This window comes from Providencia alcalifaciens (genome assembly GCF_020271745.1).
GTDB lineage: Bacteria > Pseudomonadota > Gammaproteobacteria > Enterobacterales > Enterobacteriaceae > Providencia > Providencia alcalifaciens_B.
This window is the reverse complement of record NZ_CP084296.1, coordinates 2,987,008-3,011,283: the sequence shown is the minus strand read 5'-3', so window position 1 is coordinate 3,011,283 and position 24,276 is coordinate 2,987,008. Positions and strand designations below refer to the sequence as shown.

Here is a 24,276-nt window from a genome sequence, read left to right as displayed (position 1 = left end):
TTTTTCTAAATTATTAGCCTAGTAAAAATTAATCTTTAAATTGCTTTAAAACATCTAAGCATTACACTTTATTCCCCTCATCAATCCCATTGTATTAATCTTCATCCAACACGATTTTCCCGAGTTAATTAAAAATAAAAACGGATTTTATTTTTTAAAACATCCAAATTATTATTTCAACGTTTTTTCTTAAGAATAATTTACCTCAATTATTCCTTTCTGATTTTTATTCGTTATATGGAAATTTCGTTATGAAAAATAAATTACTATTAAGTACTTTAAGTATGGTTATCCTCACGTCCTTATCTTCTCAATCCCTTGCTTTAACTGGTTATCAAGATGCGATTAATGCACCTTATGATTATCCAGAACACCGGCATGAAGATAATCGAAATATCATCGATATTCAAAAAGCTAAAATAAAAAAATATGCCAATATCGTTGAGGAAATGGCCCCTATCATTGACATCAGCACCTTTGCTGCAGAAAGCTTATCGCCAATGATGCAACAGTCAGCACCACAAACACCAAGTCGTTCACCTACCTCAACATTACCCGTCTCTACCCCTCCATCTCCTCCCTACTCTCACGCTGGCTCGCCAATTGGCCAATTATACTATCCACCAATATCGCCGGATAATAATCCACCCATATTCTTACAAAGCAACTCAAATTCTCTCGATGAAAGAGTTAGAAATAACACTGATGAAATTAATATGTTAAACATATCAATTTCTGATTTAAATAATACTAGTAGCATCAATGAAAAAATAAACCTTGAAAATCAAATGAAAACACTTGATTCCATTAAGGAATTAGAAAATTCCGTCTCTGTACTTGAGGGGAATATTAAAAACAATGAAATAAAAAGCAAAAAATATACTGACAAAGAATTATTTAATAGTGAAGTGGTTATGAACTCTCTAATTAATGATGTCAGTGAAAAAAACCTTGAAGAAACCAAACGACTTAATGCAGAAATAAAGAAACTCGATAAAGAAATCCAAGAGAGCAATACAGCAACCCTTCAGAATATTGAAGAAGCAGAAGTAAATAGCAAAGCTCATGCTGATTTAATTTTACGTAATCAGCAAATGCTGAATATTGATCGTTTTGATAAACTCGATAAACAAGACAAATTACATACTCAACACTTTAAGCAAATTGATTCTAGATTTGAAAGAATGGAAAGTAAAATCAACCAAACTGCTCGTGATGCCAATGCAGGTATTGCCTCTGTTGCTGCAATGAGCAATATTCCCTATATTACCGGCAACCGTTTTAGTATGGGTTTAGGCGCAGGTAACTTTAAGAATGGTAAAGCCATTGCCGCGGGCGCTCAATATCAAATCAAACAAAATTTAAACGTTCGTAGCTCTATTTCTTGGAATAATTCTGATAGCGCAGTTATTGGCGCAGGTATTGCTTACGGTTGGTGATTTCCATACAATAATTATCTTTATTCTTCTTGCCATATTTATTAGCATCAATGTAAATTGATGCTAATTTTTATTTAACGATTAATTATCAATATATCTATTCAATTTTCTAAAATTGATTTCAAATCATCCATAGCACTTTTAACTTATACATTATGTCTTTTCTCCACAATGATTATCCATCATTTAATTGCAACAATTAAAATCCCTCTATACAATGCTCAGCTTTCTCAAATTTGTTATCTTAACTTATTCATGAAGTACGCATTGTGAAACTACTTTTTTCTCTATCATTAACGACTGCAATTCTTTCTGGGTTATGGGCATGGGTTGCTGATCTCTTTGGCTTGATCAGTTGGGCAGGCTTTTTAGGCTGCACGGCTTATTTTGCTTATCCCAAAGAAGGGATAAAGGGATTGCTTGTCACTGCACTGACGGCTTTAAGTGGTGTTGTTTGGGGATTAGTCATTATTCATAGCGATAAGCTCACCCATGACCTACCTAATTTTTCAGGCTACTTTGTGACCACGATTATCGCTTTTATCATGTGCTTTCAAGCCCAAAAATCGTGGCTGGCCTATATTCCAGGAACCTTTATCGGCGCCTGTGCAACCTTTGCAGCGCAAGGCAATTGGCAACTGACTATCCCATCGCTTATTGTCGGCGTTTTATTTGGCTACGCAATGAAACAAAGTGGTCTCTGGTTAGTCAAAAAACTGGATAGTACTTCCTGATGTATAAAGTAAATATATTTTTATATCAGGAAGATCTAAAAGAATTATAAAAAATGAGGGTATTGATTACCCTCTAGCTATCAAAACAACTGATTTTTTATTTATAGGCTATTGAAGCACCTGCAATTTTATTGAGTTCACAACGCGTTATTTTAATATTTGAATTTGATAAATATGCAGTGTTCATCAGCTGGAACATTGCTCTACCATACTCGTTCCCAACCGATTCCAATATAGATATTTCTTTTGTGTCTGAATCACCATCACGTAGAGTTATTGTGAAAAATGCTCTTTTGTTAAATACATCTTGTTCACCTAATGTGATAGTCGAAATTCTTTTTTCTTTATTGATGTAGGTATTACAATTATCTGAAAATGCCCTATTAATATTAATTTTTTCCGCCATGGATAAACTTGATAACAACATACAACTTAGTAAAATTATTTTTTTATTCATTGCATAAACCTTATTTAGAAAAATTATTTATTAAATGATTCACACATCCTGTTGAATAAGAAAAAATAGTATGAACTGATAAATCAGGAAGAATAGCCATATACACAAAACCATCATCGTCGTAACTCAGGTTACAAAGAAAATAATCATTAGTTTTATATTTGTATCCAGATGCTGTTTCTATCTCAACAGTCCAGTAATCAAAGTGGGATAAAAAGCCTGTTTCATATGGAAATGAATATCCCAATTTAGTTGTGTTCATATTTTTTAGGTTACTGTAATCAGCAGTAATATGAAGCATGCTATGAGGATAATCTGTAGAATGTGTGACACTAACAGATTGTAGCTCCTGTAAAGAGCAGTTCATCACATAAAAATAACCAGTATGGTTAGTTGAAATCGCTTTTTCTATTACGTTATCCATTTGTCTCCAATCTTTATTGAAAAATTAACTATGGCAACCACCTGAATTCGAAAATTTTATAAGCAATTTAAAATTCTTAACTATATTAATAATCACAATACCATTATCCCAATGCCGGATATTACAGGCTTGTTTTCTATAAGATATGATTTTTCCTGTTGATATTTTAAAATCAACATCCCAATAGTCCGTATGACTCCACGCCATTACAGTGTACGTAAATTCACATCCAGACTCTGCCATTTCTAAATGCTCTAGCTTGTTAATTCGTTGTGTCGTTTTATTTCCTTTCAACCCAGAATAATAACTTACAACAATAGAATTAATGGTTTCACCACTACTGTTTAATATAAAAAACGCACCTTTTTTAATGACACTTTCATATTCTCTTTTATTAATAAAACTATTCCGCTCGTGACTTTCACTAATATCGCCATTCATAAAACATTCACCATTATTGAGTTCATAAAATAAATGCTGATTTAGTGTATTACCTATTTGCCCTATATTAATAGAGAGATGGATATATTTAAAATAGTAAAGGAAAATATAAGAGATTAACTTATTTATTGATGCATGTTTCACAATTTAAAAGCCAATAAAAAACGCAGGATTACCTGCGTTTCGTAGCAATACATAAGTATTAGAGAATGGTAATCACACGGGCATTGACATGATTTCTTGATACGCTGCCACCAGTTTATTACGCACCTGAATGCCCATTTGCAGGCTTAAGCTGGATTTTTGCATATTCACCATCACATCATTTAATGAAACATCCGGTTTGCCGAGGGTGAAATCCTGCACTTTTTGCGTAGATTGCACACGGGTTTCATTGATTTGGTTCACGGATGCCACTAAATGATCGGCAAAACCCACTGGCTCTACAACGGGTTTAGTGTTATGTGCCGCTTGAGTTGCTACCACATTTAATTGGGAAACCACCCCTTCAATCGCTTGAATCGTCATTCTGTTCTCTTCGGTTAATCTCAGTTTTTCGGTAAATTGAGCAAAAAATTGCCATCATGAATTTTAGTTTGCCTACCCTACCACACCGTTTTTTACTTGAAGCCGATAAATAACACCAAAATTATAGGCTGATTCCGTCATTAGATTGCATCAAGACAATAAATAATAGCAGCGTAAAAAAATGAGGTTACGAAGAGGGAAATAAGATTGTTTCACCAAACGTATATTCATCCGTTTAGTTTGCATAGCAGGGAATATTTATGAGTACCGCATCTAAAGATACGGGGGAGGCCAAAAAAGGTTTTGCCTCACTGATCGAAAGCATCAAAGCCGACCCGAAAATACCATTAATTATTGCCGGTGCTGCTGCGATATCTATTATTGTCGCCCTGCTCCTCTGGTTCCGTAGCCCTGACTATCGCGTGCTGCTGAGTAACCTGAGTGCAAAAGATGGTGGCGATATTGTCGGTCAATTGACCCAGATGAACGTCCCTTATCAAATCGCGGATAACGGCAGCGCTATTCTTGTGCCTGCTGATAAAGTCCATGAATTACGTTTGAAACTGGCGCAATCAGGTCTACCGAAAGGTGGCAATACCGGTTTTGAACTGCTTGATAAAGAACAATTTGGTATCAGCCAATTTAGCGAACAAATCAACTATCAGCGCGCCCTTGAAGGTGAGTTATCTCGTACCATCGAATCCCTCAGCCCAGTTCAAAGCGCGCGAGTCCATTTGGCTATCCCTAAACCAACCTTATTTGTCCGCGAACAAAAATTGCCGACCGCCTCGGTCACTGTCGGTTTATTGCCGGGCAGAATGTTAGATGAAGGGCAAATTAGCGCTATCGTTCATATGGTTTCAAGCAGCGTAACTGGCTTAACCGCCGCCAATGTGATTATTGTTGACCAAACGGGTCGCCTGCTAACCAATAACGACAACAGCCAGCAATCTGCCAATAGCGCACAAATCAAAATGACCAAAGAGATGGAAGCCCATCTTAAAGAGCGCATTGAAAATATTCTGTCCCCATTAGTCGGTCGTGCCAATATTCATGCGCAAGTCACCGCACAAATGGATTTTTCAAAAGTAGAGCAGACTTCCGAAGAGTACAAGCCAAACCAAACACCCGATGCGGCCGCGGTTCGTTCTCGCCAGAACAGCGAAAGCCAGCAAAACAGCAACGGGGGTCCAAGTGGCGTACCAGGTGCCTTATCTAACCAACCCGTGAGTGCACCAAGCGCACCTATTGATGCTAATAATAAAGAAAGCACTGATGGGAAAAACGCAGAGAATACCCGTAATGGCGCCCTCAATACTCAGCGTGATGAAACCACAAACTACGAAGTGGATCGCAAAATCAGTCACACACAGCGCCAAATTGGTGTTGTTGATCGGCTGTCTGTTGCGGTGATCGTCAATTACCAATCCCAAGAAGGTGAGAAAGGCCCAGAAATGAAGCCGCTCCCACCGGAAATGTTGCAACAAATTGATGCATTAACCCGTGAAGCGATGGGCTATTCCGCGCAGCGTGGTGACTCCATCAATATTACCAACTCCTTATTTACTGACGATACGCCAGTGGTTGAAGAGCCATCGTTATTGAATAACCCACAGGTGATTGGTCAAGCCTTAGATTACGGCAAAATCTTACTTATCGCGTTGATTACTTGGTTTATGTGGCGCTTCGGTATCAAACCTCAGTGGGTGAAATACCGTAAAACCCAACAAGCGCAAATCGACGCTGAAATGTCCCTTGCTAATGCATCTCAAGTCAAAGCGCCGTTCGTGGTGGAAGAAGAAATTAGTGAAGATATGGACGAGAAAACCCGTCGCCGTCTTACTCGCCAACGTGTTAGCGCTGAAATTCAAAGCCAGCGTATTCGTGAAATGGCAGAGAAAGACCCACAAGTCGTGGCAATGGTTATCCGTCAGTGGTTAGGAAAATCCCAATGAATTTAACTGGAACAGAAAAAAGCGCCGTAATGTTAATGACACTCGGCGAAGATCAGGCAGCGGAAGTGTTTAAGCACCTGAATCCCAAAGAAGTTCAGCAGTTGAGTATGGCAGTGTCCAACATGCGCCAAATCTCCAACAACGAACTGGCGGAAGTACTCACTGAGTTTGAAGAGTCGGCAATTCAGTTTGCCGCCTTAAATATCAACACCAACGACTACCTGCGTTCGGTATTGGTCAAAGCCCTTGGGGAAGAGCGTGCAGCCAGCCTGTTGGAAGATATTTTCGAGAAACAAGAGACCACCTCTGGTATCGAAAGCCTCAACTATATGGAACCACAAACGGTTGCCGATATTATTCGCGACGAGCATCCACAGATCATCGCCACGATTTTGGTTCACTTAAAACGCAACTTAGCGGCCGATGTTTTAGAGCTGTTCGAAGAGCGTCAGCGTAACGACATTATGCTGCGTATTGCCACCTTTGGTGGCGTTCAGCCAGCGGCATTAGCTGAACTGACCGAAGTTCTGAACAACCTGCTAGACGGTCAGAACCTCAAGCGCAGCAAAATGGGTGGCATAAGAACCGCGGCAGAAATTATCAACCTGATGAAAAATCAGCAAGAAGAAAGCGTTATCGATGCTATGCGTGATTACGATGGTGAGCTGGCTCAGCGCATTATCGACGAAATGTTCCTGTTCGAAAACCTTATCGAAGTGGACAACCGCAGCATTCAGCGCATTCTGCAAGATGTGTCTACCGACTCGCTGGTTATTGCTCTCAAAGGCAGCAACCAAGCTCTACGCGACCATTTCCTCAACAATATGGCGGCGCGTGCAGCCGAGATTGTTCGCGACGACCTGGAATCTCGAGCGCCAGTCCGTATGTCACAAGTGGAAACCGAGCAGAAGGCTATTTTGATGATTGTTCGCCGCTTAATGGAAAAAGGCGAAATAGCGATTGGTGGTGGAGACGACGTGTATGTCTAATACATCCAAAAATAATCAGCAGTGGCAGCCTTGGCAGTTACGGGAACTTAATCAATGGGATCTGAATTCATCGGCCATTCCACCATTGAATGAGATTCCTGAACCGAACACGCCGAAAGTCCCCTGCTTAGAGCCAAAAGAAGTGCTCGAGCAGATCAACTTACTGGATAACATCAAAGAAGATGCCCAGAAAACGGGCTTCCAACAAGGCTTTGAAAAAGGTCAAAAAGAAGGTTATCAAGCCGGTTTTACGGAAGGTTTACGTTCTGGTGAGCAGCAAGGGAGCGAGCAAGCCCTCGCCCTTCAGCAACCGGTGATTGAAACGTGGCAGAAACTGTTATCCGAATTTCACTATTCGCTGGATACCTTTGACACCGTCGTCACCACCAAATTACTGCAAATCGCGCTAACCGCCGCGAAGCAAGTGTTGGGGCAATCTACTGTGTGCGATGGCACCGCGCTGTTAGAAGAAATTAGCCATTTAATGCAACAAAAACCAATCTTTGCGAGCCAGCCTGAACTGCATGTAAACCCGAATCATGTGGCGCTTATCGAGCAACATTTAGGCTCGCTGTTAGACTTAAATGGCTGGCGCTTAGTCGCCGACCCAAGTCTGCATATGGGTGGTTGTCGCGTGGTCGCTGAAGATGGTGAAATTGATATGACAGTCGCCACTCGCTGGCAAGAATTATGCCGTCTGTATGCACCGGAGAGCTTGTCATGACTGCGAGACTCGCCCGTTGGATAGCGTCTCTTGATGACCTAGAATCACGCATGAAAGGCATTCCGATGGTGCGCCGCTACGGACGTTTAACCAAAATTACCGGTCTCGTGATGGAAGCCGAAGGCATTAAAATGCCTTTAGGGGCCACCTGCTATATCGAACGCATTATTAATGGTGGCACTGACGAAGTTGTCTGCGAAGTGGTTGGTTTTAACGGGCCCCGCATGCTATTGATGCCGCTCTCCGACCTCGAAGGTATTTCTCCAGGCGCGCGTGTGTATGCGCAGACTTCTGGGGATGACGGACAAACGAGTCGCCTGCTGCCACTCGGCAATGAATTACTTGGGCGCGTATTAGATGCCCAAGGGACTCCGTTAGATGGCAAAGGACCGTTGGAAACTAAACAACGTGCGCCGCTGATTACTCCCTCCATCAACCCGCTGGAGCGCACCCCAATACACGATATTTTAGATGTGGGCGTACGAGCGATTAACTCACTGTTAACTGTCGGTCGCGGCCAACGTATGGGGCTGTTTGCAGGTTCCGGCGTCGGTAAAAGCGTCTTACTCGGCATGATGGCGCGTTTTACCCAAGCAGACATTATTGTGGTCGGGCTTATCGGTGAGCGTGGACGCGAAGTTAAAGACTTTATCGAAAATATCTTAGGCGCGGACGGTTTACGCCGTGCCGTGGTCGTCGCTGCGCCTGCCGATGTTTCACCGCTATTGAGAATGCAAGGGGCCTCTTACGCTACCCGTATCGCGGAATATTTCCGTGACCAAGGCAAAAGCGTATTGCTGATTATGGATTCACTCACTCGCTACAGCATGGCACAGCGTGAAATCGCACTTGCTGTCGGTGAACCGCCGGCAACCAAAGGCTATCCACCATCAGTGTTTGCGAAATTACCTGCATTGGTTGAGCGTGCCGGTAACGGTAAAAACGGCGGCTCGATTACCGCCTTTTATACCGTATTGACTGAAGGGGATGACCAACAAGACCCGATTGCAGACTCCGCGCGCGCCATTTTAGATGGACACATTGTTCTGTCACGATCATTGGCAGAATCAGGACACTACCCTGCCATTGATATTGAAGCCTCAATTAGCCGTGCAATGACGGAGCTCATCGCCAAAGAACACTATCGTAAGATCCAGCGCTTTAAACAGCTCACATCCAGCTATCAACGCAACCGTGACCTGATTAACGTTGGCGCTTATGCCATGGGTAGCGACCCAATGCTCGATACTGCTATCCAGTATTACCCAAGAATGTCGAAATTTTTACAGCAAGATATTGATGAACGTTGTGATTATCAAACCGCTTGCGAACAACTGGATCATGTTGTTCCCAATGAATAACGAGGAATTCGATGTCCAATAGTCATGCATTAGCGACCTTACTGAACTTAGCAGAAGATGCCTCAGAGGAAGCGGCTAAAGTCCTTGCTCAAGTTCGTCAAACACACACGCAAATGGCAGAACAGTTGCACATGTTGGAAAATTATCAGTCGGAATATCGGCAGAAATTAAACCAAACGTTGCACACGGGCATGGACTCAGACAAATGGCAAAACTATCAGCAATTTTTAGTTACCTTAGAGCTCACGATTGAGCAGCAGCAACAGCAGCTAACGCTTTGGGAACAGCGTGTCAGTGACGCCAATCGTCATTGGCAAGAAAAACAGCAGCGCGTCAACGCATTCGATACGTTGATTCAGCGTGCGCAGCACACTCAAAACCAACGTCAAAATCGCTTAGAGCAGAAACAGATGGATGAATTTGCTCAACGCGCGACTTTACGGAGAACCCAATAAATGGACGTCAATGCAAACCTGTTGCCGGTCACCCCTGCCGCTAATACCGCAAAGGAGCAGCCGCGAGACACGCAAATTGATGAAAACCAAGCACCCGCCGTCCCCTTTCAGGCTGTGCTGGAAAACCAGCAATTGCCTGAAAAAAATAGCGATAGCGCCGCGACGCTCAATAGCCGTGCTAACGAACCCTCTTTGAACCAACAGATCAGTGAGCAAAAACAATCTGATGCAGCCACTACCGCCTCAGAGAAACCCACTGACGCACCATTAGCAACGGATAACATCGCGACCACAGAAAATCAGTTAGCTGAAAAACAGTCAGTCCAAAATCAGTTAGTTCAAAAACAACAAGCTGAAAATACCTTAGCGCAGCTGAATTTCCGTCGTGATCTTAATGCACAATCGCCACTGCAAGCGGAGCTATTAACGGGTAAACAAGGCGAGGAACACGCCTTAATCAGCCAATTAAAACAAGCCATGGATGAGCGCCTTCACGCGGCGTCTAACCCGCAAGCCAGTGCGGAAAAACCCTCTGCAACTCCGTTCACACAAACGCTGCAACAACTGACAGATGTGGCGCGTAACGTGACGCCATTTGATGACAAGACCTTAGCAGGTGCACAGTCTCAACTTGCCGGGGAAGCCGATGAACCGACACTCGCTTTAATGAGCAAGAAAGAGGTGGGCGAGCGTCGTGACCAGGCTCTATTTGCATTAGATAATCCACGCGCAATCCCAACGAAAGATCTGAATCAAGATGCGATGTCGCTCGGTAAAAAAGCGCCGGGCACAGAATCTCTGTCACAAATCGCCAGTGCGACGGCTGAAAATACCCAGAATCTGCAAAATAGCGCTAAAGGCGCTTTTAGCGTTCAAGCTGAAAGTGGCGCATTTAACAATACCGCGACGCCTTCAGTCACCCATGTGGCGGGTATTATGGCGACACCATCGGCCACACAAATGCCAACGGCAACACCTGCGATGCCAACGCCAACCATGAACTTTGCAGCTCCGTTTGGTACTGAAGCTTGGCAGCAACAACTTAGCCAACAAATGCTGTTTTTCTCTCGCCAAGGGGTTTCTCAAGCACAAATTCGCTTACATCCTGAAGAGTTAGGTTCCCTAAATGTGCATTTACGTATCGAAGATAATCAAGCCGTGATGCACTTTGTTTCTCCACATAGCCATGTTCGTGCTGCGATGGAAAGCATGATGCCAGTCCTGCGCAGTGCATTGCAGGAAAGCGGTATTCATTTGGCGCAAGGCTCCGTGGGACAAGATAATTTTAGCGGTCAATCACACGCTGATCAGCAATCTCGCCAACATGATGGGCAAATTCAGCCAACCCATCCATCAATGGGCGCGGTTGGCATCAGTGAATCTCATGCCAGCGTGAGTGGGATTAAATTACCAACACATCAAGGCGGAATTAACACCTTTGCCTAAGAAATAACCTAATGGCGGTAATTTCAAGTCTAAAGCGTCGAGTTACCGCCTTTTTGTTTCGTTTTTCACTCCTTTAACTCTTCCCAATCTAGGGATAATGCTAGAGATCATAAAGTATAAAACTCCGTATGGGTTTGGCATTTACAACAGGAATTTTGCAACATGTCGTCTTCACGCAATCAATCTAAACGTTCGAACAAAGGGTTAATTTTGCTGTTTGCCCTCATCGCCTTAGCCGGTGCAGGTTTCGGTGGTTACAGCTGGTGGACGACAAAACAAGAGGCGCAGAACACTGCAAATGGGGAAGAAAAACGCCCAAATATGCCTCAACCGATTTTTATGGAGTTAGAACCGTTTACCATTAACCTTCCTGGGTTAAATAATGCGGCAGATCGCGTGCTCTATATCCACATCACCTTACGTCTAGCGAATGAAAAATCGCGTAAGCAACTTCATGAATATCTGCCAGAAGTGCGTAGCCGCCTACTGTTATTACTGTCAGAACAGCAATCTAAAAACATGGGTACCCACGAGGGTAAGTTGCAGTTAATGAAAGATATTAAGGGGACGCTTACCCCTACCCTGATCCCGGGAGATTCTGATCAGGATATTTCAGACGTGTTGTTCACTACTTTTATTCTGCGGTAAGACCCATGAGCGATAATATTTTATCTCAGGCTGAAATTGATGCACTACTCAATGATGATGCGCCATCAAGCGACCAGCCATCCACGGAGCTCCAAGGCAAAGACAACGTTCGCCCTTATGACCCGAATACCCAACGTCGGGTATTTCGTGAACGTATGCAGTCCTTGGAAATTATTAATGAGCGTTTTGCCCGCCAGTTTCGTATGGGGTTGTTTAACATGTTGCGCCGCAGCCCGGATATCACGGTTGGCGCCATCAAAATCGAACCTTATCATGAATTTGCGCGTAATTTACCTGTTCCAACTAACCTGAACTTGATCCACATGCCACCGCTTCGCGGTACCGCACTGTTCACTTTCGAACCTGCGTTAGTGTATATCGCCGTGGATAACCTGTTTGGCGGAGATGGTCGATTCCCTGTTCGTTCAGAAGGCAAAGAGTTTACCAATACAGAACAACGCATTATCAACCGTATGCTGAAGCTAGCTTTAGGCGCTTATCGTGATGCGTGGAAGCCGATTGCTGACTTGGAAGTCGAGTATGTGCGTTCTGAAATTCAAGTTAAATTCACCAACATCACCACATCCCCGAACGATATCGTGGTTACGACCCCGTTCTTAGTGGAAATTGGTAATACCATCGGTGAGTTCAGTATTTGTATTCCTATTGCCATGATTGAACCATTGCGTGAACGGTTAATTAACCCACCAATGGAACAAGGGCATCAAGAAAATGAAGCGTGGGTAAATAATTTAGTCACGCAAGTAAAACGTTCAGAACTTGAACTGATTGCCAATTTGGTTGAGATCCCGCTGCGTATTTCTCGTTTATTGCAGTTACAAAAAGGGGATGTGCTCCCTATCGAGAAACCTGACCGTCTTATTGTCCATGTTGATGGCGTGCCAGTATTAACCAGTCAATACGGTACCCAAAACGGTCAGTATGCGCTGCGTGTGGAACATTTGATTAATCCTGTTTTAAACACTCTAGATGAGGAAAGTACCAATGAGTGAGGCGAAGAATTCTCTTGATGCATCAACCAACCACAATGAAGAGGATCTGTGGGCTGAGGCGCTGGAACAGCAAAAGCAAGCGGAATCCGCCTCCGCCGGTATGCAAAATTTCGATAATTTCGACGGACAAAATCCATTAAATCAGTTATCTGATGTCGATATGATCATGGATATTCCGGTTCGCCTATCAGTGGAACTGGGTCGCACCAAAATGACGATTAAAAAATTACTGAGCCTGTCTCAAGGTTCTGTGGTTTCTTTAGATGGATTAGCGGGTGAACCGTTGGATATCCTGATCAACGGTTATTTGATTGCCCAAGGTGAAGTGGTCGTGGTGTCTGACAATTATGGGATTCGTATCACTGACATCATCACGCCATCAGAACGTATGCGCCGCTTGAGCCGCTAAAAATGTCTGACGAAACAGCGGTATCTTTGCAAACCGAGGCATCCTTGCAGACACCACCTTCACAGATTGATTCGGCGCACACTCAAAAACCCTTTTTGACCAGCACCGTCAGCAGTGAAGGTAACTCCGCACAAGCTATCAACCAAAATGATAGCTTAGCGCAGATCTCAGGGGCACTTGGCGGGATCATTTTACTGATCTTGCTAGGTGCATGGCTGTTTAAGACATTTGGGTTTGGACGTAATCCGCTCGTTAAGCAGCAACTGATTAATGTGAAAGGCCGTTGCACCCTCGGGGGCAAAGAGCGCGTTGTCGTGGTGGAAGTGAATAACGAATATTTAGTGCTGGGCGTCACATCACAATCCGTGAATTTGCTGCACCAGTACCCTGCACCACTGGAAAACGATATTGTGAACCTTGCCTCTGAACCGTTAACGTTTCAGTCGATTTTCAAGAAAAAACAGGATGCTGCTAACGCGGTGGCACCTGAAAAACAGTAACTGGAAGCGCCCATGTCACCTTTAAAACCTACTGCCATTATCAGCGCTCTGTTACTTGTTCTACCACAATCTGCCTCTGCGGCATTACCTGCTGTGATCAGCCATACATTAGCCGATGGTGGTCAATCCTGGTCGTTGCCCGTTCAAACTTTACTGTTTTTAACTTTGCTGGGTTTTCTCCCCGCAATGTTGCTGATGATGACCAGTTTTACCCGGATTATCATTGTATTAGGGTTACTCCGTAACGCCCTCGGCACACCGTCAGCGCCACCAAACCAAGTCTTATTAGGCTTAGCTTTATTTCTCACATTCTTTGTGATGTCCCCGGTTGCCGATCAGGTTTATCGCGAGGCGTATCAACCTTTTAGTGAAGATAAAATTAGCCTAGAAACCGCATTAGAAAAAGGCACTGCGCCACTGCGTACTTTTATGCTAGGACAAACCCGTGAATCCGATTTAGCGCTGTTTGCGCGCATTGCCAAAGTGGGTGATATCCAAGAAGCCAAAGATGTGCCGATGCGCATTTTAATTCCGGCGTTTATTACCAGTGAATTAAAAACGGCATTCCAGATTGGTTTTACTATCTTTATCCCATTTTTGATTATCGACCTTGTAGTCGCCAGCGTATTGATGGCGCTGGGGATGATGATGGTGCCACCTGCGACGGTTTCATTGCCATTTAAGTTAATGCTATTCGTGTTAGTCGATGGCTGGCAGTTGCTACTCGGCTCCCTTTCCCAAAGCTTTTTTAATTAGGAGCACACATGACACCTGAATCTGTAATGGCAATGGGAACGGAAGCGATGAAAATCGCATTGATGCTGGCGGCGCCTTTGCTATTAGCTGCACTGGCGGCGGGTTTAATTATCAGCCTGCTGCAAGCCGCTACCCAAGTGAACGAAATGACGTTGTCGTTTATTCCTAAGATTTTATCGGTGATTTCGGTATTAATCATCGCGGGGCCTTGGATGCTAAACCTGCTAACTGACTATATCCGTACATTATTTAGCAATTTACCCTTTATCATTGGCTAGCAATGTTAACCATCACCAGTGAGACGCTCACCCTTTGGCTAAGCCAAGGTTTTTATCCTTTTGTACGCCTTTTAGCGTTGTTTGGAACAGCGCCATTTTTTAATGAAAAACAGGCTATCAGTAAGGTTCGCATTGCCCTCGCCTTTTTTACCGTATTAGTCATTTCCCCTCAGTTGCCTATCGCCACTGTTCCGCTATTTTCGGCTATGGGCTTATGGGTCTGTGTGCAACAGATTGTGATTGGTGCTGCCATGGGATTGACCATGCAGATGGCCTTTGCTGCGGTACGCCACGCTGGGGAAGTGATTGGTTTACAAATGGGATTATCATTTGCAACGTTTTTTGACCCAACTGGCGGGCCCAACATGCCAATTCTTGGGCGAATTTTAAATTTAATCACGTTACTGCTGTTTTTGTCATTCGATGGGCATTTATGGCTGATTTATATTCTGACGAACTCGTTTGAGCTGATCCCCATCCAAACCACGCCCCTGCACCGTGATGGTTTTTGGGTGTTTTTACAATTTGCTAATACTATTTTTATTAATGGGTTAATGCTCGCTCTACCGTTTATTACGCTGTTTTTAATTCTAAACTTGTCCCTCGGCATTCTAAATCGAATGACGCCACAGTTATCCGTGTTTGTGGTGGGTTTTCCCCTCACATTAACTATCGGTATCAGTATGTTGGGGCTGATTATTTCTATCCTACCGCGCTATACAGAACGCCTGATCCATCAAGCGTTTGAGCAGTTATCGTTGATGTTTAATTTGTGGGTTTGAAGGTGGTTGATACATTTTTCACTTTGAGGATTAAGGTCACGCAGAAGATCTTAATGATTATTTCGTAATGCATTACATTTTCCCATCAGTCAGTTGGCATATGATTTTTATCATCCGATAACTATTCAGTAATAAACCCATTCTATTGTTCAGGTCTGACTTTGTTATAGCTGCCTACATGGCAGTAAACTAGACCCATTCTATGGTTCATTTCTAAGCTATCTAATGACAGTGGCTGTTCTGTTATTTCACAGAATCACTGCCAAATTTAGTGCAAAAGATTCGAGAAAATAAAGACTAAAAATTAGTCGATGGGGATATATTTTAGCTGCCTGTGTGGCAGTGAACTCCGTGATCTACAGTTATTGACAGGACTCCGATTTCTAAGCTGCCTGTGTGGCAATCTCTATTTTATTAAAATTACAATGCAATAACTGGGTTTTTAATTCCACATGCCGCAGCATACCTTGCAATACTTTTGATGCTAGCGTTGTTTACGTTACTTTCTAATCTTGTAATCGTTGATGGATTTACACCAATGATTTCGGCCAATTGTCTCTTAGTCAAACCGGCAGACTCACGCCATTCTTTAAGCATTGCTTGTAATTTTTCAGTTCTAATTTCTTCTTCATATGCAGCCTGATACTCCGGGTCTTTCATCCATTCCGTGTGTAATTCCTTATGCGTTTTCATCATTTAATAACTCCTGCAAACGTTTTTTAGCTAAATCAAACTCTGACTTTGGGGTTTTCTGCGATTTTTTGATAAAAACCCTCAAGATAATGATTGTGTTGCCTTTATGGTATACCCACAAACCTCTGACAATTTCACTTCCCATTGTTCTAAGTTCAAAAAGTCCATTTCCTAATGACTTTGTATCTGGTTCCCGTAAATAATTTGGGAATTTTTCAAGCTGTTGTATTATTCGGTCATACTTTACTTTTATTTTTAGAGGTAACGCATTCGCTTCTTTTTCAGCTTCTAAATGATATTTTACTGTATACATGTTCCCTCTCAATAAATTGCATTATGATGCAAATTGCATTCTAGTGCAATTCTGTCATTCCATTATCCGACGTTATTTCCTATATGCTGCCTGTGTGGCAGTGAACGGTTGATTGGTTCATGAAGCATCCCTTTTAATTTTCTAAGCTGCCTGTGTGGCAGTGAACTGGACCGCAGACATCGATTATTTGATGCGAGATTTCTAAGCTGCCTGTGTGGCAGTGAACTTTTCGCATCGATATTAAAACCCACTTCTCCGTTTCTAAGCTGCCTGTGTGGCAGTGAACTTTCGTCAGTGTTCAGCTTGTCGAGTGCTTCTTTTCTAAGCTGCCTGTGTGGCAGTGAACTAATGATGGAATTAGCCCCTTTATTTCTAGCTTTTCTAAGCTGCCTGTGTGGCAGTGAACTATCCGCTTTACGTGCTTTTGTGGCTGTTACTTTTCTAAGCTGCCTATGTGGCAGTGAACCTGGAGTTATTGATATATAGTCCCCGCCCTTGTTTCTAAGCTGCCTATGTGGCAGTGAACTTTGTCATAGAGTTGGCGTTAACGTAGAGACATTTCTAAGCTGCCTATGTGGCAGTGAACGAATAGTTGAGACATGCGCAGCTAAGAAGCTGTTTCTAAGCTGCCTATGTGGCAGTGAACAACAGGACTGAAAAATGAATGAGCCGTTAACATTTCTAAGCTGCCTATGTGGCAGTGAACGAGGAGCAGCAATGGTTAATGGAGGCTCAGCATTTCTAAGCTGCCTATGTGGCAGTGAACTGTAAAGTGGCGAACAAAACAATTCTCAAATGTTTCTAAGCTGCCTATGTGGCAGTGAACAGAATGGGAAGTCTCACGTCGTGCCAATGTCTATTTCTAAGCTGCCTATGTGGCAGTGAACAAAAACAGCAAGTGGATCATCAATCATCCGATGTTTCTAAGCTGCCTATGTGGCAGTGAACGGCAACCAACGACAGCAAGAGAGGCCGAAAGTTTTCTAAGCTGCCTATGTGGCAGTGAACTGAAGAAGAATACGAAAAAGCATTAACTGATTTTTCTAAGCTGCCTATGTGGCAGTGAACGAGCCTATCACCATCAAGTTATTTGTTAGTCGTTTCTAAGCTGCCTATGTGGCAGTGAACTGCATCTAAACTTGCAGGAGTCGAGATAATTGTTTCTAAGCTGCCTATGTGGCAGTGAACTTTATAGTGTTGGTTTCTATACCGATGACTCTTTTCTAAGCTGCCTATGTGGCAGTGAACTTCAAATGCTACTCTCCGATCCATCGTTAGTATTTCTAAGCTGCCTATGTGGCAGTGAACAATAAAAAGATAACGAGTAAAGCGTGAAATGTTTTCTAAGCTGCCTATGTGGCAGTGAACCTGGAGTAGCCGCCGCTTTGTTTTTTGGTTTTTTTCTAAGCTGCCTATGTGGCAGTGAACTTTAGTCGCAAGCCACAACTACGCCAGTTAATTTTCTAAGCTGCCTATGTGGCAGTGAACGGTCGGGGCGGTTGCCGCTGTTGCAATAGGCATTTCTAAGCTGCCTATGTGGCAGTGAACTATAGAGACGCATCAGCTTCTGGCTTCGGTGTTTTCTAAGCTGCCTATGTGGCAGTGAACGTAAACGATAGCGTGAAGTGGGTTGCTACCTGTTTCTAAGCTGCCTATGTGGCAGTGAACGGGCTAAATAATGGCTTACACTCCAACTAAATTTTCTAAGCTGCCTATGTGGCAGTGAACGCTTGGAATGCGAACCAACTCAACATCGAACGTTTCTAAGCTGCCTATGTGGCAGTGAACGAAACCTTCGAAGCGTTCGGAAGTCTGGTATCTTTCTAAGCTGCCTATGTGGCAGTGAACTCTTTTTTAACCAGCCCCTGAGCTTCTAGCATTTTCTAAGCTGCCTATGTGGCAGTGAACACATTACATGAGCTCCGCACTATCTACTCGCTTTTCTAAGCTGCCTATGTGGCAGTGAACCGTTACAACGAAAGCGCCTTATCTTGTCGTTATTTCTAAGCTGCCTATGTGGCAGTGAACATTATGATTAAGCAGAATGTTAACGGTCAGCATTTCTAAGCTGCCTATGTGGCAGTGAACAATCGCTTATTACCAGTTAACCCTGCCGATTTTTTCTAAGCTGCCTATGTGGCAGTGAACCAAGCATGATTGGTTCGGCAATCCCCGCAGTTTTTCTAAGCTGCCTATGTGGCAGTGAACATATTTTCGATTATGGCCGCGATGACATGGAATTTCTAAGCTGCCTATGTGGCAGTGAACCTTTCGTAGAAGGTGACGAGAAACTAGCTAGATTTCTAAGCTGCCTATGTGGCAGTGAACCTATCTTGAACGGCGCAATAAGCGTGAAAGACTTTCTAAGCTGCCTATGTGGCAGTGAACATGATGAAGCAGCAGAAGTCCAGCAGTGGTATTTTCTAAGCTGCCTATGTGGCAGTGAACAGCTTTACCAACCCTGTCCAACGATTCCGACTTTTCTAAGCTGCCTATGTGGCAGTGAACTAAAGAGTTCGTGCGCAATGGATTCTTAGCTGTTTCTAAGCTGCCTATGTGGCAGTGAACATATCAACATTGACATCCTCCGGTTTTATCGCTTTCTAAGCTGCCTATGTGGCAGTGAACAAAAATATCAGTTTGGAGCAAGTTCTGAGCGCTTTCTAAGCTGCCTATGTGGCAGTGAACCAAGTTGTAAACCCGAATAACAGACAAGTTAGTTTCTAAGCTGCCTATGTGGCAGTGAACGTGATATCGGGCAATTAACCATCGGCGCGACTTTTCTAAGCTGCCTATGTGGCAGTGAACCTACCCAGCAGCGATTCACCGCCTCGCATATATTTCTAAGCTGCCTATGTGGCAGTGAACGCTTGCATAAGTAAGCGTCAAGTCTCATGTGTTTTCTAAGCTGCCTATGTGGCAGTGAACCTGTCACTGAGACTGCAAAAGTTGAGCAATTCTTTCTAAGCTGCCTATGTGGCAGTGAACTTAAGCTAGCCAACGGGAATAAAACCGTTATCTTTCTAAGCTGCCTATGTGGCAGTGAACGTAGCCGCGTTTCAATCTGATGTGGACTGGATTTTCTAAGCTGCCTATGTGGCAGTGAACTCTCTATCTGTCTGCTACTGACCCCTGAAAAATTTCTAAGCTGCCTATGTGGCAGTGAACGGGATGGCAGACTGGGCTATTCAACAATATCAATTTCTAAGCTGCCTATGTGGCAGTGAACGATGATGCTATCTCATAAGCGTGCTCAACTGTTTTCTAAGCTGCCTATGTGGCAGTGAACGCTATTTTTACGCAGCTAGCTCGGACCAGGTCTTTCTAAGCTGCCTATGTGGCAGTGAACTGTTTTGCTAGTGATGGCAACACGTACAATATTTTCTAAGCTGCCTATGTGGCAGTGAACATAGTCAGCAATGGGTTATCACTTTCGTAGATTTCTAAGCTGCCTATGTGGCAGTGAACATAGTCAGCAATGGGTTATCACTTTTGTAGAATTTCTAAGCTGCCTATGTGGCAGTGAACTAAAAAATGTGATTTGCTCTACCGATTCGCTATTTCTAAGCTGCCTATGTGGCAGTGAACATGGTGTGATTTCACGCGCGTTAAAGTCTGTATTTCTAAGCTGCCTATGTGGCAGTGAACATATCAACATTGACATCCTCCGGCTTTATCACTTTCTAAGCTGCCTATGTGGCAGTGAACGCTCATGTAATGTGCAAAAATTACGCGTTATATTTCTAAGCTGCCTATGTGGCAGTGAACTAGCGGTGCGATTACGTTGGTTGCTTCTTCTATTTCTAAGCTGCCTATGTGGCAGTGAACTCAACACCTCGCTTAATTGATGGCTTTAAACTTTTCTAAGCTGCCTATGTGGCAGTGAACTATAAAATATCAAACAAAAAATAAGTTACAACAATCAGTTAAGGGCATTTTTAATAAAATACCCTTTATTCTATCTGACTACTGTAACTTATTGATTTTAGGCTTTGTTATTAAAGAGCAAAAAACAAAGGTCAAAAATGAGGAACAGTTGCGAATATTTGACCATCATTGTTAATCTGACTGAGTCCATAACAATTAAAGATACCTTCAACCGCTTTCTCTACTTCGATACATTGAATAAATAACGGGAAGGGTCGGCTACCTCGTTGCTCACTCTTACTGTGTTGGCTTTCCACCCAGATAAATGGCAATCGGCTTTGTTTAATTGGGCGAGATTTTTCGAGATCCGCTAAACACTGAGCCAAGGATTGCCCCGATTTTTTTGCCCAACGCGCTGCTTTTTTCTGCATATCCGACTCAATACGCGACGCACCTTTAACTTGCCGACGAATATAACTCACTGGGCGAGCATTTTCAGGTACCGCTTGTATTGACTTTATATGCACATAATCAGATAGCCTTGAAAGCCATTTAGCCAAATCTAACGCCGCTAATGCCGTAGAGTCTTTGGCGATCAAACGTACCTTTTTGCCTAATCGAAACCCAGGGCTACCATATTCAGGAAATGCAACCGCGACCGCACTGTTCCCTTGGCCTGTTTTATTGTCCACCAGCGCAATATGGATTTGCTGATAAACCTTTTGCCACAGAAAATCTAATGGTACCGTTGAATCTGGCAATAAAGTGACCTCTTGATAGTAATTCATAGCCCACCTTATTTATCGCTTTCACCAAATACACCGCCTCGAACCAACACTGCCATCACATAATGCTCATCTTCAATTCGTGCCAAGCTTTCACCGCGCGCCCATTTATCAAAATGAGTATAAAAATCTTGGTTCTCTTTTGGTGTGCGATAGGCAGTACCTAAGTTAGTGACAGCGCCGTATGGCTCAATCGCAATTGCGCCGGCTCCATTTTCAGTGCCATAAGCAGGATACCAAGTATCAATAGAACGGAGCGCATTGCCTACTTTTTGCGAGTGCATCGCAGCATGCCCGTTGACATGGTATAGAATTTTGCTTTTTTCACCTTTGCCTTTATCCATCACCAACTCTTCACTTGGATACACTTCCTGTGCTTTACCTAATTGAGCATAAGTTGTGATTTCAAGCAGTAAAGCACCTTGAGGCGTCGCCAGTGCAGCCGCAATTTTTTCACCTAACTGAGTGAGTTTTTCATCTTTGGCATCAAACTGATGAATACTGTACTGCGTGGCATCAAACACCCACTCAGCTTGCTGGCCTTGATTTAGCACTTTAACCACCACTTCAATTTGTTCCGCGCCAACACGGTTGCGCCATAAAAAACGCCCATTCGCAATATTTTGCGCATAACGGTGACCTAATTCTCGGAAGCCTTCTTTTTCAATATAGGCTTTGGCTGCTTGCTCATAGCTTTGTTTGAATAACGCATTATTACAAGCCGATGGGGTTTCAACGCCACCTAGGACTTTTAAGGTAAATTGGTGCATCAATGTGTCTTCATTGGTACCCAGTGCACAGGCATCTACAGTTTGTAGGTTGGCTTTTTCCACCTCTGAATTAAGCTTCAAAGGATCACTCTTTACCGCACCTTTAAGACGGTTTGAAATCGTACCTCTCACCGACTTTTCTTGTAATGATAATGGCGTAAATTGCGATTTATTATCCCAGCAAGTGCCATAGAAATAACCATCCGATGGAACCAATTTTTTCTCAAATGCTAAAACTGATGCAACATCATTATTCTTCGCCATTATTTACTCTCCGCAGATAAAAAATTTGATACCAGTTGTTGGCATAGATAAAGGTTTTGGGATTCAATAAAATCAAATCCCCATAAAATTTCATAAATATCGTTAATTCGGTTAGCCAGAATGAACTCCCCGAGCGTCACGACACTTTCAGAAAAACGGTGGGGTGTATCTGGGTCTCGTTGGTTTTTAGCCTGCCCTAACGGCGAAATACCTTGATAACCTGTCGCGATAGGCACAATCCAACCGGATGTTTTTCGTTGAGAACGCCACTCAAACTGCGCTTTTTTCTCACGCTCACTGTCATCCTCGGATATTTTTTCAACACAATGATTTTCTACTACCACATAATCGAGCAAGGCATCCATCGCATCTTGCCCCTCTTCCATCGCTGATATCATTAAGTCTCGACGCTCAATCAAAGCATAACCCGGCATCACACTATTGAGTAGTTGACGTCGGGATAGCCCATTCTCATCGACTTCTGGAATAATATGAACTGTAGGTTTACCCAAAGAAAGAATGTCACCCCCAGCGAGTTTCATTGTCATGACTTGATTATGAATAGTTTCTAAAATAGGTGAATATTCAGACAGTGGCTCTAATTCATCATTCTTAATGACATACTGGATTAATAGTGAAACATCGAGATGGCAGCGTGCTTCTTCGATAAATGCTGAACGGCTACCATCATTATTGAGTGGATTCGCAGTACCAATGATGGAGCTCACATAGTCATTGGCTCCACGATACGTTTGCAAATTACAGTCATGGCTAATTACTGCCACCGAATCCAACACAATATTTAGTGTTCCATCTTCACGAAGTTTACGTTCTAAGGCATGCATAAAGCCTAACCATGCCGTCATCGCTGGAAAACCAATGGTATAAGGGCTGGATAGCGCATTTGCATTATGAATTTTTAAGTGGGGTAGCTTAAGAATGTAAGTTGAACTCATCGCAAAAGCTCCTTATTTGTCATAACCAATTCCGCGATAGCGGCAAATTCCTCATTCCCTAAACTAATGGCTTTTTTACCAAGCACTTTCTTGTAATGCAGCATGAAACTTTTAACTATCGAAGTGACGATCACTGATATCCACTCATCAGAATTATCCCTCTCCTGCGGATTAGGAAATAGCCATATTTGCTGCTCTTTTGGTAAACTAGCGGGCAACCTAGCATCAACCTGTTCAAGTTCACGACGAACTTCCCACATTACCAACATGATATAGTCCATATACTCTTGAATACGCCTATCTCTATACTCAATAAACCGACTATTTCGCTGCGCTTTTGGTAATGAAATCAGCCCATGAAATGCCTCTAGAGTCTCTTTTGCTTGCCATGGATTTAATGTGTCAGAGAAGAAATTGCTGGTTGGTAAGCGCAATTTTCGTTGAATAATTTGAGGGGGTAGCGACGATAATAAATGTGCTTTTCCGGCATTCTGCGTGTTTAGAACGGAGACATTCTGAGGCTTAGTGCCCCCGTAACCAATCGTCGTTATGTTATAAATTTCTTTATAACCGACTTCGCTATATTCCCCTTTTCGTTTTAAATCTCGCAATGTTTTGGTTTGTTCAGAAAAACGAATGGCATCTATGCGCTGGCGAAGCTCAAATACCAATCCTGACGGGGTTAATGGTGAAAGCAAATGATATTCAGTGTCTTCTTGCCAAACTGGGAAATAGACTTGTTTTATTTTCGAACTTGTGATGATGGAGTCATCCGTCGAAGCCATTTCTAAGAATCCATCCCTCAGCACTTGATATGATTCATCGCCTTGCGCTAAAACAGATTTAGCTAGGTCAGTTTCATCTTGAATATGTGCCAGTAACGTTTTGTTATCTTGCAGTGTAAGGGTTAAAAACTTATATACATCTAATGCTGCCGCATTACCTAATGCATCGGTTTCAACCGCCACATTACCCGATCTCAAAAAGCCATCATTACTATGTTCTGTTTCCGCTAATGTCGCCGTCACATAGCCATTCTTATTCTTTCTCGAACTTGGATGGCTAAAAGTGCAGGGATGAGTCGACAACGATATCTGCCCAGCTCGTTTAGCAGCATTGGGCAGCCACTGTGATAATGCAAATACGGCATCACACTCTTGCTGTAATTGCTGTAACTCACTTTCACTCATAGATGCTTTTACATTCTTTTTAAGCCAACCCTCTTTACGCTCCGCAAAAAAGGCGTCTATTGCTGGATCTAACATATTGAATGGTCCTTGTGACTTAAA

The 24,276-nt window shown here is 43.1% G+C and carries 25 protein-coding genes and 1 CRISPR repeat array; of the genes, 15 read left to right on the top strand and 10 right to left on the bottom strand.

The window, feature by feature from the left end; translation table 11 throughout:
- Positions 1 to 251 precede the first annotated feature (251 nt).
- Positions 252 to 1,439 carry a YadA-like family protein gene (locus LDO51_RS19755; protein WP_225575010.1) on the top strand — a complete coding sequence of 396 codons (1,188 nt, stop codon included), beginning with the start codon at positions 252 to 254 and terminating at the stop codon, positions 1,437 to 1,439.
- 269 nt (positions 1,440 to 1,708) lie between these two features.
- Positions 1,709 to 2,173, top strand: coding sequence for a DUF1097 domain-containing protein (locus tag LDO51_RS13745; protein WP_225575009.1), 465 nt, complete (start codon positions 1,709 to 1,711; stop codon positions 2,171 to 2,173).
- Positions 2,174 to 2,270: 97 nt separating this feature from the next.
- Here the strand turns inward: LDO51_RS13745 and LDO51_RS13740 are convergent, their stop codons facing one another.
- The 4 genes from LDO51_RS13740 to fliE all read right to left on the bottom strand — a co-directional run bounded on the left by LDO51_RS13740 (position 2,271) and on the right by fliE (position 4,023).
- Positions 2,271 to 2,630: a hypothetical protein gene (locus LDO51_RS13740; protein ID WP_225575008.1), complete on the bottom strand. Its 360-nt coding sequence runs from the start codon at positions 2,628 to 2,630 to the stop codon at positions 2,271 to 2,273.
- A 10-nt stretch (positions 2,631 to 2,640) separates the two neighbouring features.
- On the bottom strand, positions 2,641 to 3,054 hold the full coding sequence (locus tag LDO51_RS13735; RefSeq protein WP_154604150.1) for a hypothetical protein: 414 nt from the start codon (positions 3,052 to 3,054) through the stop codon (positions 2,641 to 2,643).
- Between the two features lie 24 nt (positions 3,055 to 3,078).
- On the bottom strand, positions 3,079 to 3,495 hold the full coding sequence (locus LDO51_RS13730; protein ID WP_225575007.1) for a hypothetical protein: 417 nt from the start codon (positions 3,493 to 3,495) through the stop codon (positions 3,079 to 3,081).
- A 216-nt stretch (positions 3,496 to 3,711) separates the two neighbouring features.
- Positions 3,712 to 4,023 (bottom strand): flagellar hook-basal body complex protein FliE, encoded by a 312-nt coding sequence (gene fliE / locus LDO51_RS13725; RefSeq protein WP_225575006.1) that lies wholly within the window; start codon positions 4,021 to 4,023, stop codon positions 3,712 to 3,714.
- Positions 4,024 to 4,283: 260 nt separating this feature from the next.
- On the opposite strand from fliE, the gene fliF reads away from it, so the two are divergent.
- The 13 genes from fliF to fliR all read left to right on the top strand — a co-directional run bounded on the left by fliF (position 4,284) and on the right by fliR (position 15,339).
- Positions 4,284 to 5,978 (top strand): flagellar basal-body MS-ring/collar protein FliF, encoded by a 1,695-nt coding sequence (fliF, locus tag LDO51_RS13720; RefSeq protein ID WP_225575005.1) that lies wholly within the window; start codon positions 4,284 to 4,286, stop codon positions 5,976 to 5,978.
- Entirely contained in the window at positions 5,975 to 6,967 is a 993-nt protein-coding gene (fliG, locus tag LDO51_RS13715; protein WP_006657530.1) for a flagellar motor switch protein FliG, read from the top strand. The genes fliF and fliG overlap by 4 nt, the downstream gene beginning before the upstream one ends.
- Complete coding sequence (fliH, locus tag LDO51_RS13710; protein WP_225575004.1) at positions 6,960 to 7,691, top strand: flagellar assembly protein FliH; 732 nt, start codon at positions 6,960 to 6,962, stop codon at positions 7,689 to 7,691. The genes fliG and fliH overlap by 8 nt, the downstream gene beginning before the upstream one ends.
- On the top strand, positions 7,688 to 9,052 hold the full coding sequence (gene fliI, locus LDO51_RS13705) for a flagellar protein export ATPase FliI (RefSeq protein WP_225575003.1): 1,365 nt from the start codon (positions 7,688 to 7,690) through the stop codon (positions 9,050 to 9,052). Before fliH ends, fliI begins: the two co-directional genes overlap by 4 nt.
- Positions 9,053 to 9,063: 11 nt before the next feature.
- Positions 9,064 to 9,507 carry a flagellar export protein FliJ gene (gene fliJ, locus LDO51_RS13700; RefSeq protein WP_225575002.1) on the top strand — a complete coding sequence of 148 codons (444 nt, stop codon included), beginning with the start codon at positions 9,064 to 9,066 and terminating at the stop codon, positions 9,505 to 9,507.
- Positions 9,508 to 10,953, top strand: coding sequence for a flagellar hook-length control protein FliK (locus LDO51_RS13695; protein ID WP_225575001.1), 1,446 nt, complete (start codon positions 9,508 to 9,510; stop codon positions 10,951 to 10,953).
- Positions 10,954 to 11,115: 162 nt separating this feature from the next.
- Positions 11,116 to 11,601: a flagellar basal body-associated protein FliL gene (gene fliL, locus LDO51_RS13690; protein WP_225575000.1), complete on the top strand. Its 486-nt coding sequence runs from the start codon at positions 11,116 to 11,118 to the stop codon at positions 11,599 to 11,601.
- 5 nt (positions 11,602 to 11,606) lie between these two features.
- Positions 11,607 to 12,614, top strand: coding sequence for a flagellar motor switch protein FliM (gene fliM / locus LDO51_RS13685; protein WP_225574999.1), 1,008 nt, complete (start codon positions 11,607 to 11,609; stop codon positions 12,612 to 12,614).
- The gene (fliN, locus tag LDO51_RS13680) at positions 12,607 to 13,023 is read left to right on the top strand and encodes a flagellar motor switch protein FliN (protein WP_036951399.1); all 417 of its coding nucleotides are present in this window, start codon (positions 12,607 to 12,609) and stop codon (positions 13,021 to 13,023) included. Before fliM ends, fliN begins: the two co-directional genes overlap by 8 nt.
- Before the next feature lie 2 nt (positions 13,024 to 13,025).
- Positions 13,026 to 13,523, top strand: coding sequence for a flagellar biosynthetic protein FliO (gene fliO / locus LDO51_RS13675; protein WP_225574998.1), 498 nt, complete (start codon positions 13,026 to 13,028; stop codon positions 13,521 to 13,523).
- A 12-nt stretch (positions 13,524 to 13,535) separates the two neighbouring features.
- The gene (fliP, locus tag LDO51_RS13670; RefSeq protein ID WP_225574997.1) at positions 13,536 to 14,279 is read left to right on the top strand and encodes a flagellar type III secretion system pore protein FliP; all 744 of its coding nucleotides are present in this window, start codon (positions 13,536 to 13,538) and stop codon (positions 14,277 to 14,279) included.
- 8 nt (positions 14,280 to 14,287) lie between these two features.
- Positions 14,288 to 14,557, top strand: coding sequence for a flagellar biosynthesis protein FliQ (fliQ, locus tag LDO51_RS13665; RefSeq protein WP_006657520.1), 270 nt, complete (start codon positions 14,288 to 14,290; stop codon positions 14,555 to 14,557).
- A gap of 2 nt (positions 14,558 to 14,559) precedes the next feature.
- Positions 14,560 to 15,339 (top strand): flagellar biosynthetic protein FliR, encoded by a 780-nt coding sequence (fliR, locus tag LDO51_RS13660; protein ID WP_225574996.1) that lies wholly within the window; start codon positions 14,560 to 14,562, stop codon positions 15,337 to 15,339.
- 420 nt (positions 15,340 to 15,759) lie between these two features.
- On the opposite strand, the gene LDO51_RS13655 is transcribed toward fliR, so the two are convergent.
- The 6 genes from LDO51_RS13655 to csy1 all read right to left on the bottom strand — a co-directional run bounded on the left by LDO51_RS13655 (position 15,760) and on the right by csy1 (position 24,252).
- Entirely contained in the window at positions 15,760 to 16,035 is a 276-nt protein-coding gene (locus LDO51_RS13655; RefSeq protein ID WP_423810936.1) for a helix-turn-helix domain-containing protein, read from the bottom strand.
- Positions 16,019 to 16,345, bottom strand: coding sequence for a type II toxin-antitoxin system RelE/ParE family toxin (locus LDO51_RS13650; protein ID WP_225574995.1), 327 nt, complete (start codon positions 16,343 to 16,345; stop codon positions 16,019 to 16,021). The genes LDO51_RS13655 and LDO51_RS13650 overlap by 17 nt, the downstream gene beginning before the upstream one ends.
- A 78-nt stretch (positions 16,346 to 16,423) precedes the next feature.
- Positions 16,424 to 20,233: direct repeats of the CRISPR family, unit length 28 nt; unit sequence TTTCTAAGCTGCCTATGTGGCAGTGAAC.
- A 131-nt stretch (positions 20,234 to 20,364) separates the two neighbouring features.
- Entirely contained in the window at positions 20,365 to 21,000 is a 636-nt protein-coding gene (gene cas6f, locus LDO51_RS13645) for a type I-F CRISPR-associated endoribonuclease Cas6/Csy4 (RefSeq protein WP_225574994.1), read from the bottom strand.
- Between the two features lie 8 nt (positions 21,001 to 21,008).
- On the bottom strand, positions 21,009 to 22,031 hold the full coding sequence (gene csy3 / locus LDO51_RS13640) for a type I-F CRISPR-associated protein Csy3 (protein ID WP_225574993.1): 1,023 nt from the start codon (positions 22,029 to 22,031) through the stop codon (positions 21,009 to 21,011).
- A complete protein-coding gene (csy2, locus tag LDO51_RS13635) occupies positions 22,031 to 22,987 on the bottom strand; it encodes a type I-F CRISPR-associated protein Csy2 (RefSeq protein ID WP_225574992.1) in 957 nt (318 codons plus the stop codon). The genes csy3 and csy2 overlap by 1 nt, the downstream gene beginning before the upstream one ends.
- Positions 22,984 to 24,252 (bottom strand): type I-F CRISPR-associated protein Csy1, encoded by a 1,269-nt coding sequence (gene csy1, locus LDO51_RS13630; RefSeq protein WP_225574991.1) that lies wholly within the window; start codon positions 24,250 to 24,252, stop codon positions 22,984 to 22,986. The genes csy2 and csy1 overlap by 4 nt, the downstream gene beginning before the upstream one ends.
- Between the last annotated feature and the right edge of the window lie 24 nt (positions 24,253 to 24,276).

Excerpts from the sequence above, each read along its gene's own strand:
- LDO51_RS19755 (WP_225575010.1), top strand. The coding sequence starts at position 252 with ATGAAAAATAAATTACTATTAAGTACTTTAAGTATGGTTATCCTCACG.
- LDO51_RS13740 (WP_225575008.1), bottom strand. The coding sequence starts at position 2,630 with ATGAATAAAAAAATAATTTTACTAAGTTGTATGTTGTTATCAAGTTTA.
- LDO51_RS13735 (WP_154604150.1), bottom strand. The coding sequence starts at position 3,054 with ATGGATAACGTAATAGAAAAAGCGATTTCAACTAACCATACTGGTTAT.
- LDO51_RS13730 (WP_225575007.1), bottom strand. The coding sequence starts at position 3,495 with ATGAATGGCGATATTAGTGAAAGTCACGAGCGGAATAGTTTTATTAAT.
- fliE (WP_225575006.1), bottom strand. The coding sequence starts at position 4,023 with ATGACGATTCAAGCGATTGAAGGGGTGGTTTCCCAATTAAATGTGGTA.
- fliF (WP_225575005.1), top strand. The coding sequence starts at position 4,284 with ATGAGTACCGCATCTAAAGATACGGGGGAGGCCAAAAAAGGTTTTGCC.
- fliG (WP_006657530.1), top strand. The coding sequence starts at position 5,975 with ATGAATTTAACTGGAACAGAAAAAAGCGCCGTAATGTTAATGACACTC.
- fliH (WP_225575004.1), top strand. The coding sequence starts at position 6,960 with ATGTCTAATACATCCAAAAATAATCAGCAGTGGCAGCCTTGGCAGTTA.
- fliI (WP_225575003.1), top strand. The coding sequence starts at position 7,688 with ATGACTGCGAGACTCGCCCGTTGGATAGCGTCTCTTGATGACCTAGAA.
- fliJ (WP_225575002.1), top strand. The coding sequence starts at position 9,064 with ATGTCCAATAGTCATGCATTAGCGACCTTACTGAACTTAGCAGAAGAT.
- LDO51_RS13695 (WP_225575001.1), top strand. The coding sequence starts at position 9,508 with ATGGACGTCAATGCAAACCTGTTGCCGGTCACCCCTGCCGCTAATACC.
- fliL (WP_225575000.1), top strand. The coding sequence starts at position 11,116 with ATGTCGTCTTCACGCAATCAATCTAAACGTTCGAACAAAGGGTTAATT.
- fliM (WP_225574999.1), top strand. The coding sequence starts at position 11,607 with ATGAGCGATAATATTTTATCTCAGGCTGAAATTGATGCACTACTCAAT.
- fliN (WP_036951399.1), top strand. The coding sequence starts at position 12,607 with ATGAGTGAGGCGAAGAATTCTCTTGATGCATCAACCAACCACAATGAA.
- fliO (WP_225574998.1), top strand. The coding sequence starts at position 13,026 with ATGTCTGACGAAACAGCGGTATCTTTGCAAACCGAGGCATCCTTGCAG.
- fliP (WP_225574997.1), top strand. The coding sequence starts at position 13,536 with ATGTCACCTTTAAAACCTACTGCCATTATCAGCGCTCTGTTACTTGTT.
- fliQ (WP_006657520.1), top strand. The coding sequence starts at position 14,288 with ATGACACCTGAATCTGTAATGGCAATGGGAACGGAAGCGATGAAAATC.
- fliR (WP_225574996.1), top strand. The coding sequence starts at position 14,560 with ATGTTAACCATCACCAGTGAGACGCTCACCCTTTGGCTAAGCCAAGGT.
- LDO51_RS13655 (WP_423810936.1), bottom strand. The coding sequence starts at position 16,035 with ATGATGAAAACGCATAAGGAATTACACACGGAATGGATGAAAGACCCG.
- LDO51_RS13650 (WP_225574995.1), bottom strand. The coding sequence starts at position 16,345 with ATGTATACAGTAAAATATCATTTAGAAGCTGAAAAAGAAGCGAATGCG.
- cas6f (WP_225574994.1), bottom strand. The coding sequence starts at position 21,000 with ATGAATTACTATCAAGAGGTCACTTTATTGCCAGATTCAACGGTACCA.
- csy3 (WP_225574993.1), bottom strand. The coding sequence starts at position 22,031 with ATGGCGAAGAATAATGATGTTGCATCAGTTTTAGCATTTGAGAAAAAA.
- csy2 (WP_225574992.1), bottom strand. The coding sequence starts at position 22,987 with ATGAGTTCAACTTACATTCTTAAGCTACCCCACTTAAAAATTCATAAT.
- csy1 (WP_225574991.1), bottom strand. The coding sequence starts at position 24,252 with ATGTTAGATCCAGCAATAGACGCCTTTTTTGCGGAGCGTAAAGAGGGT.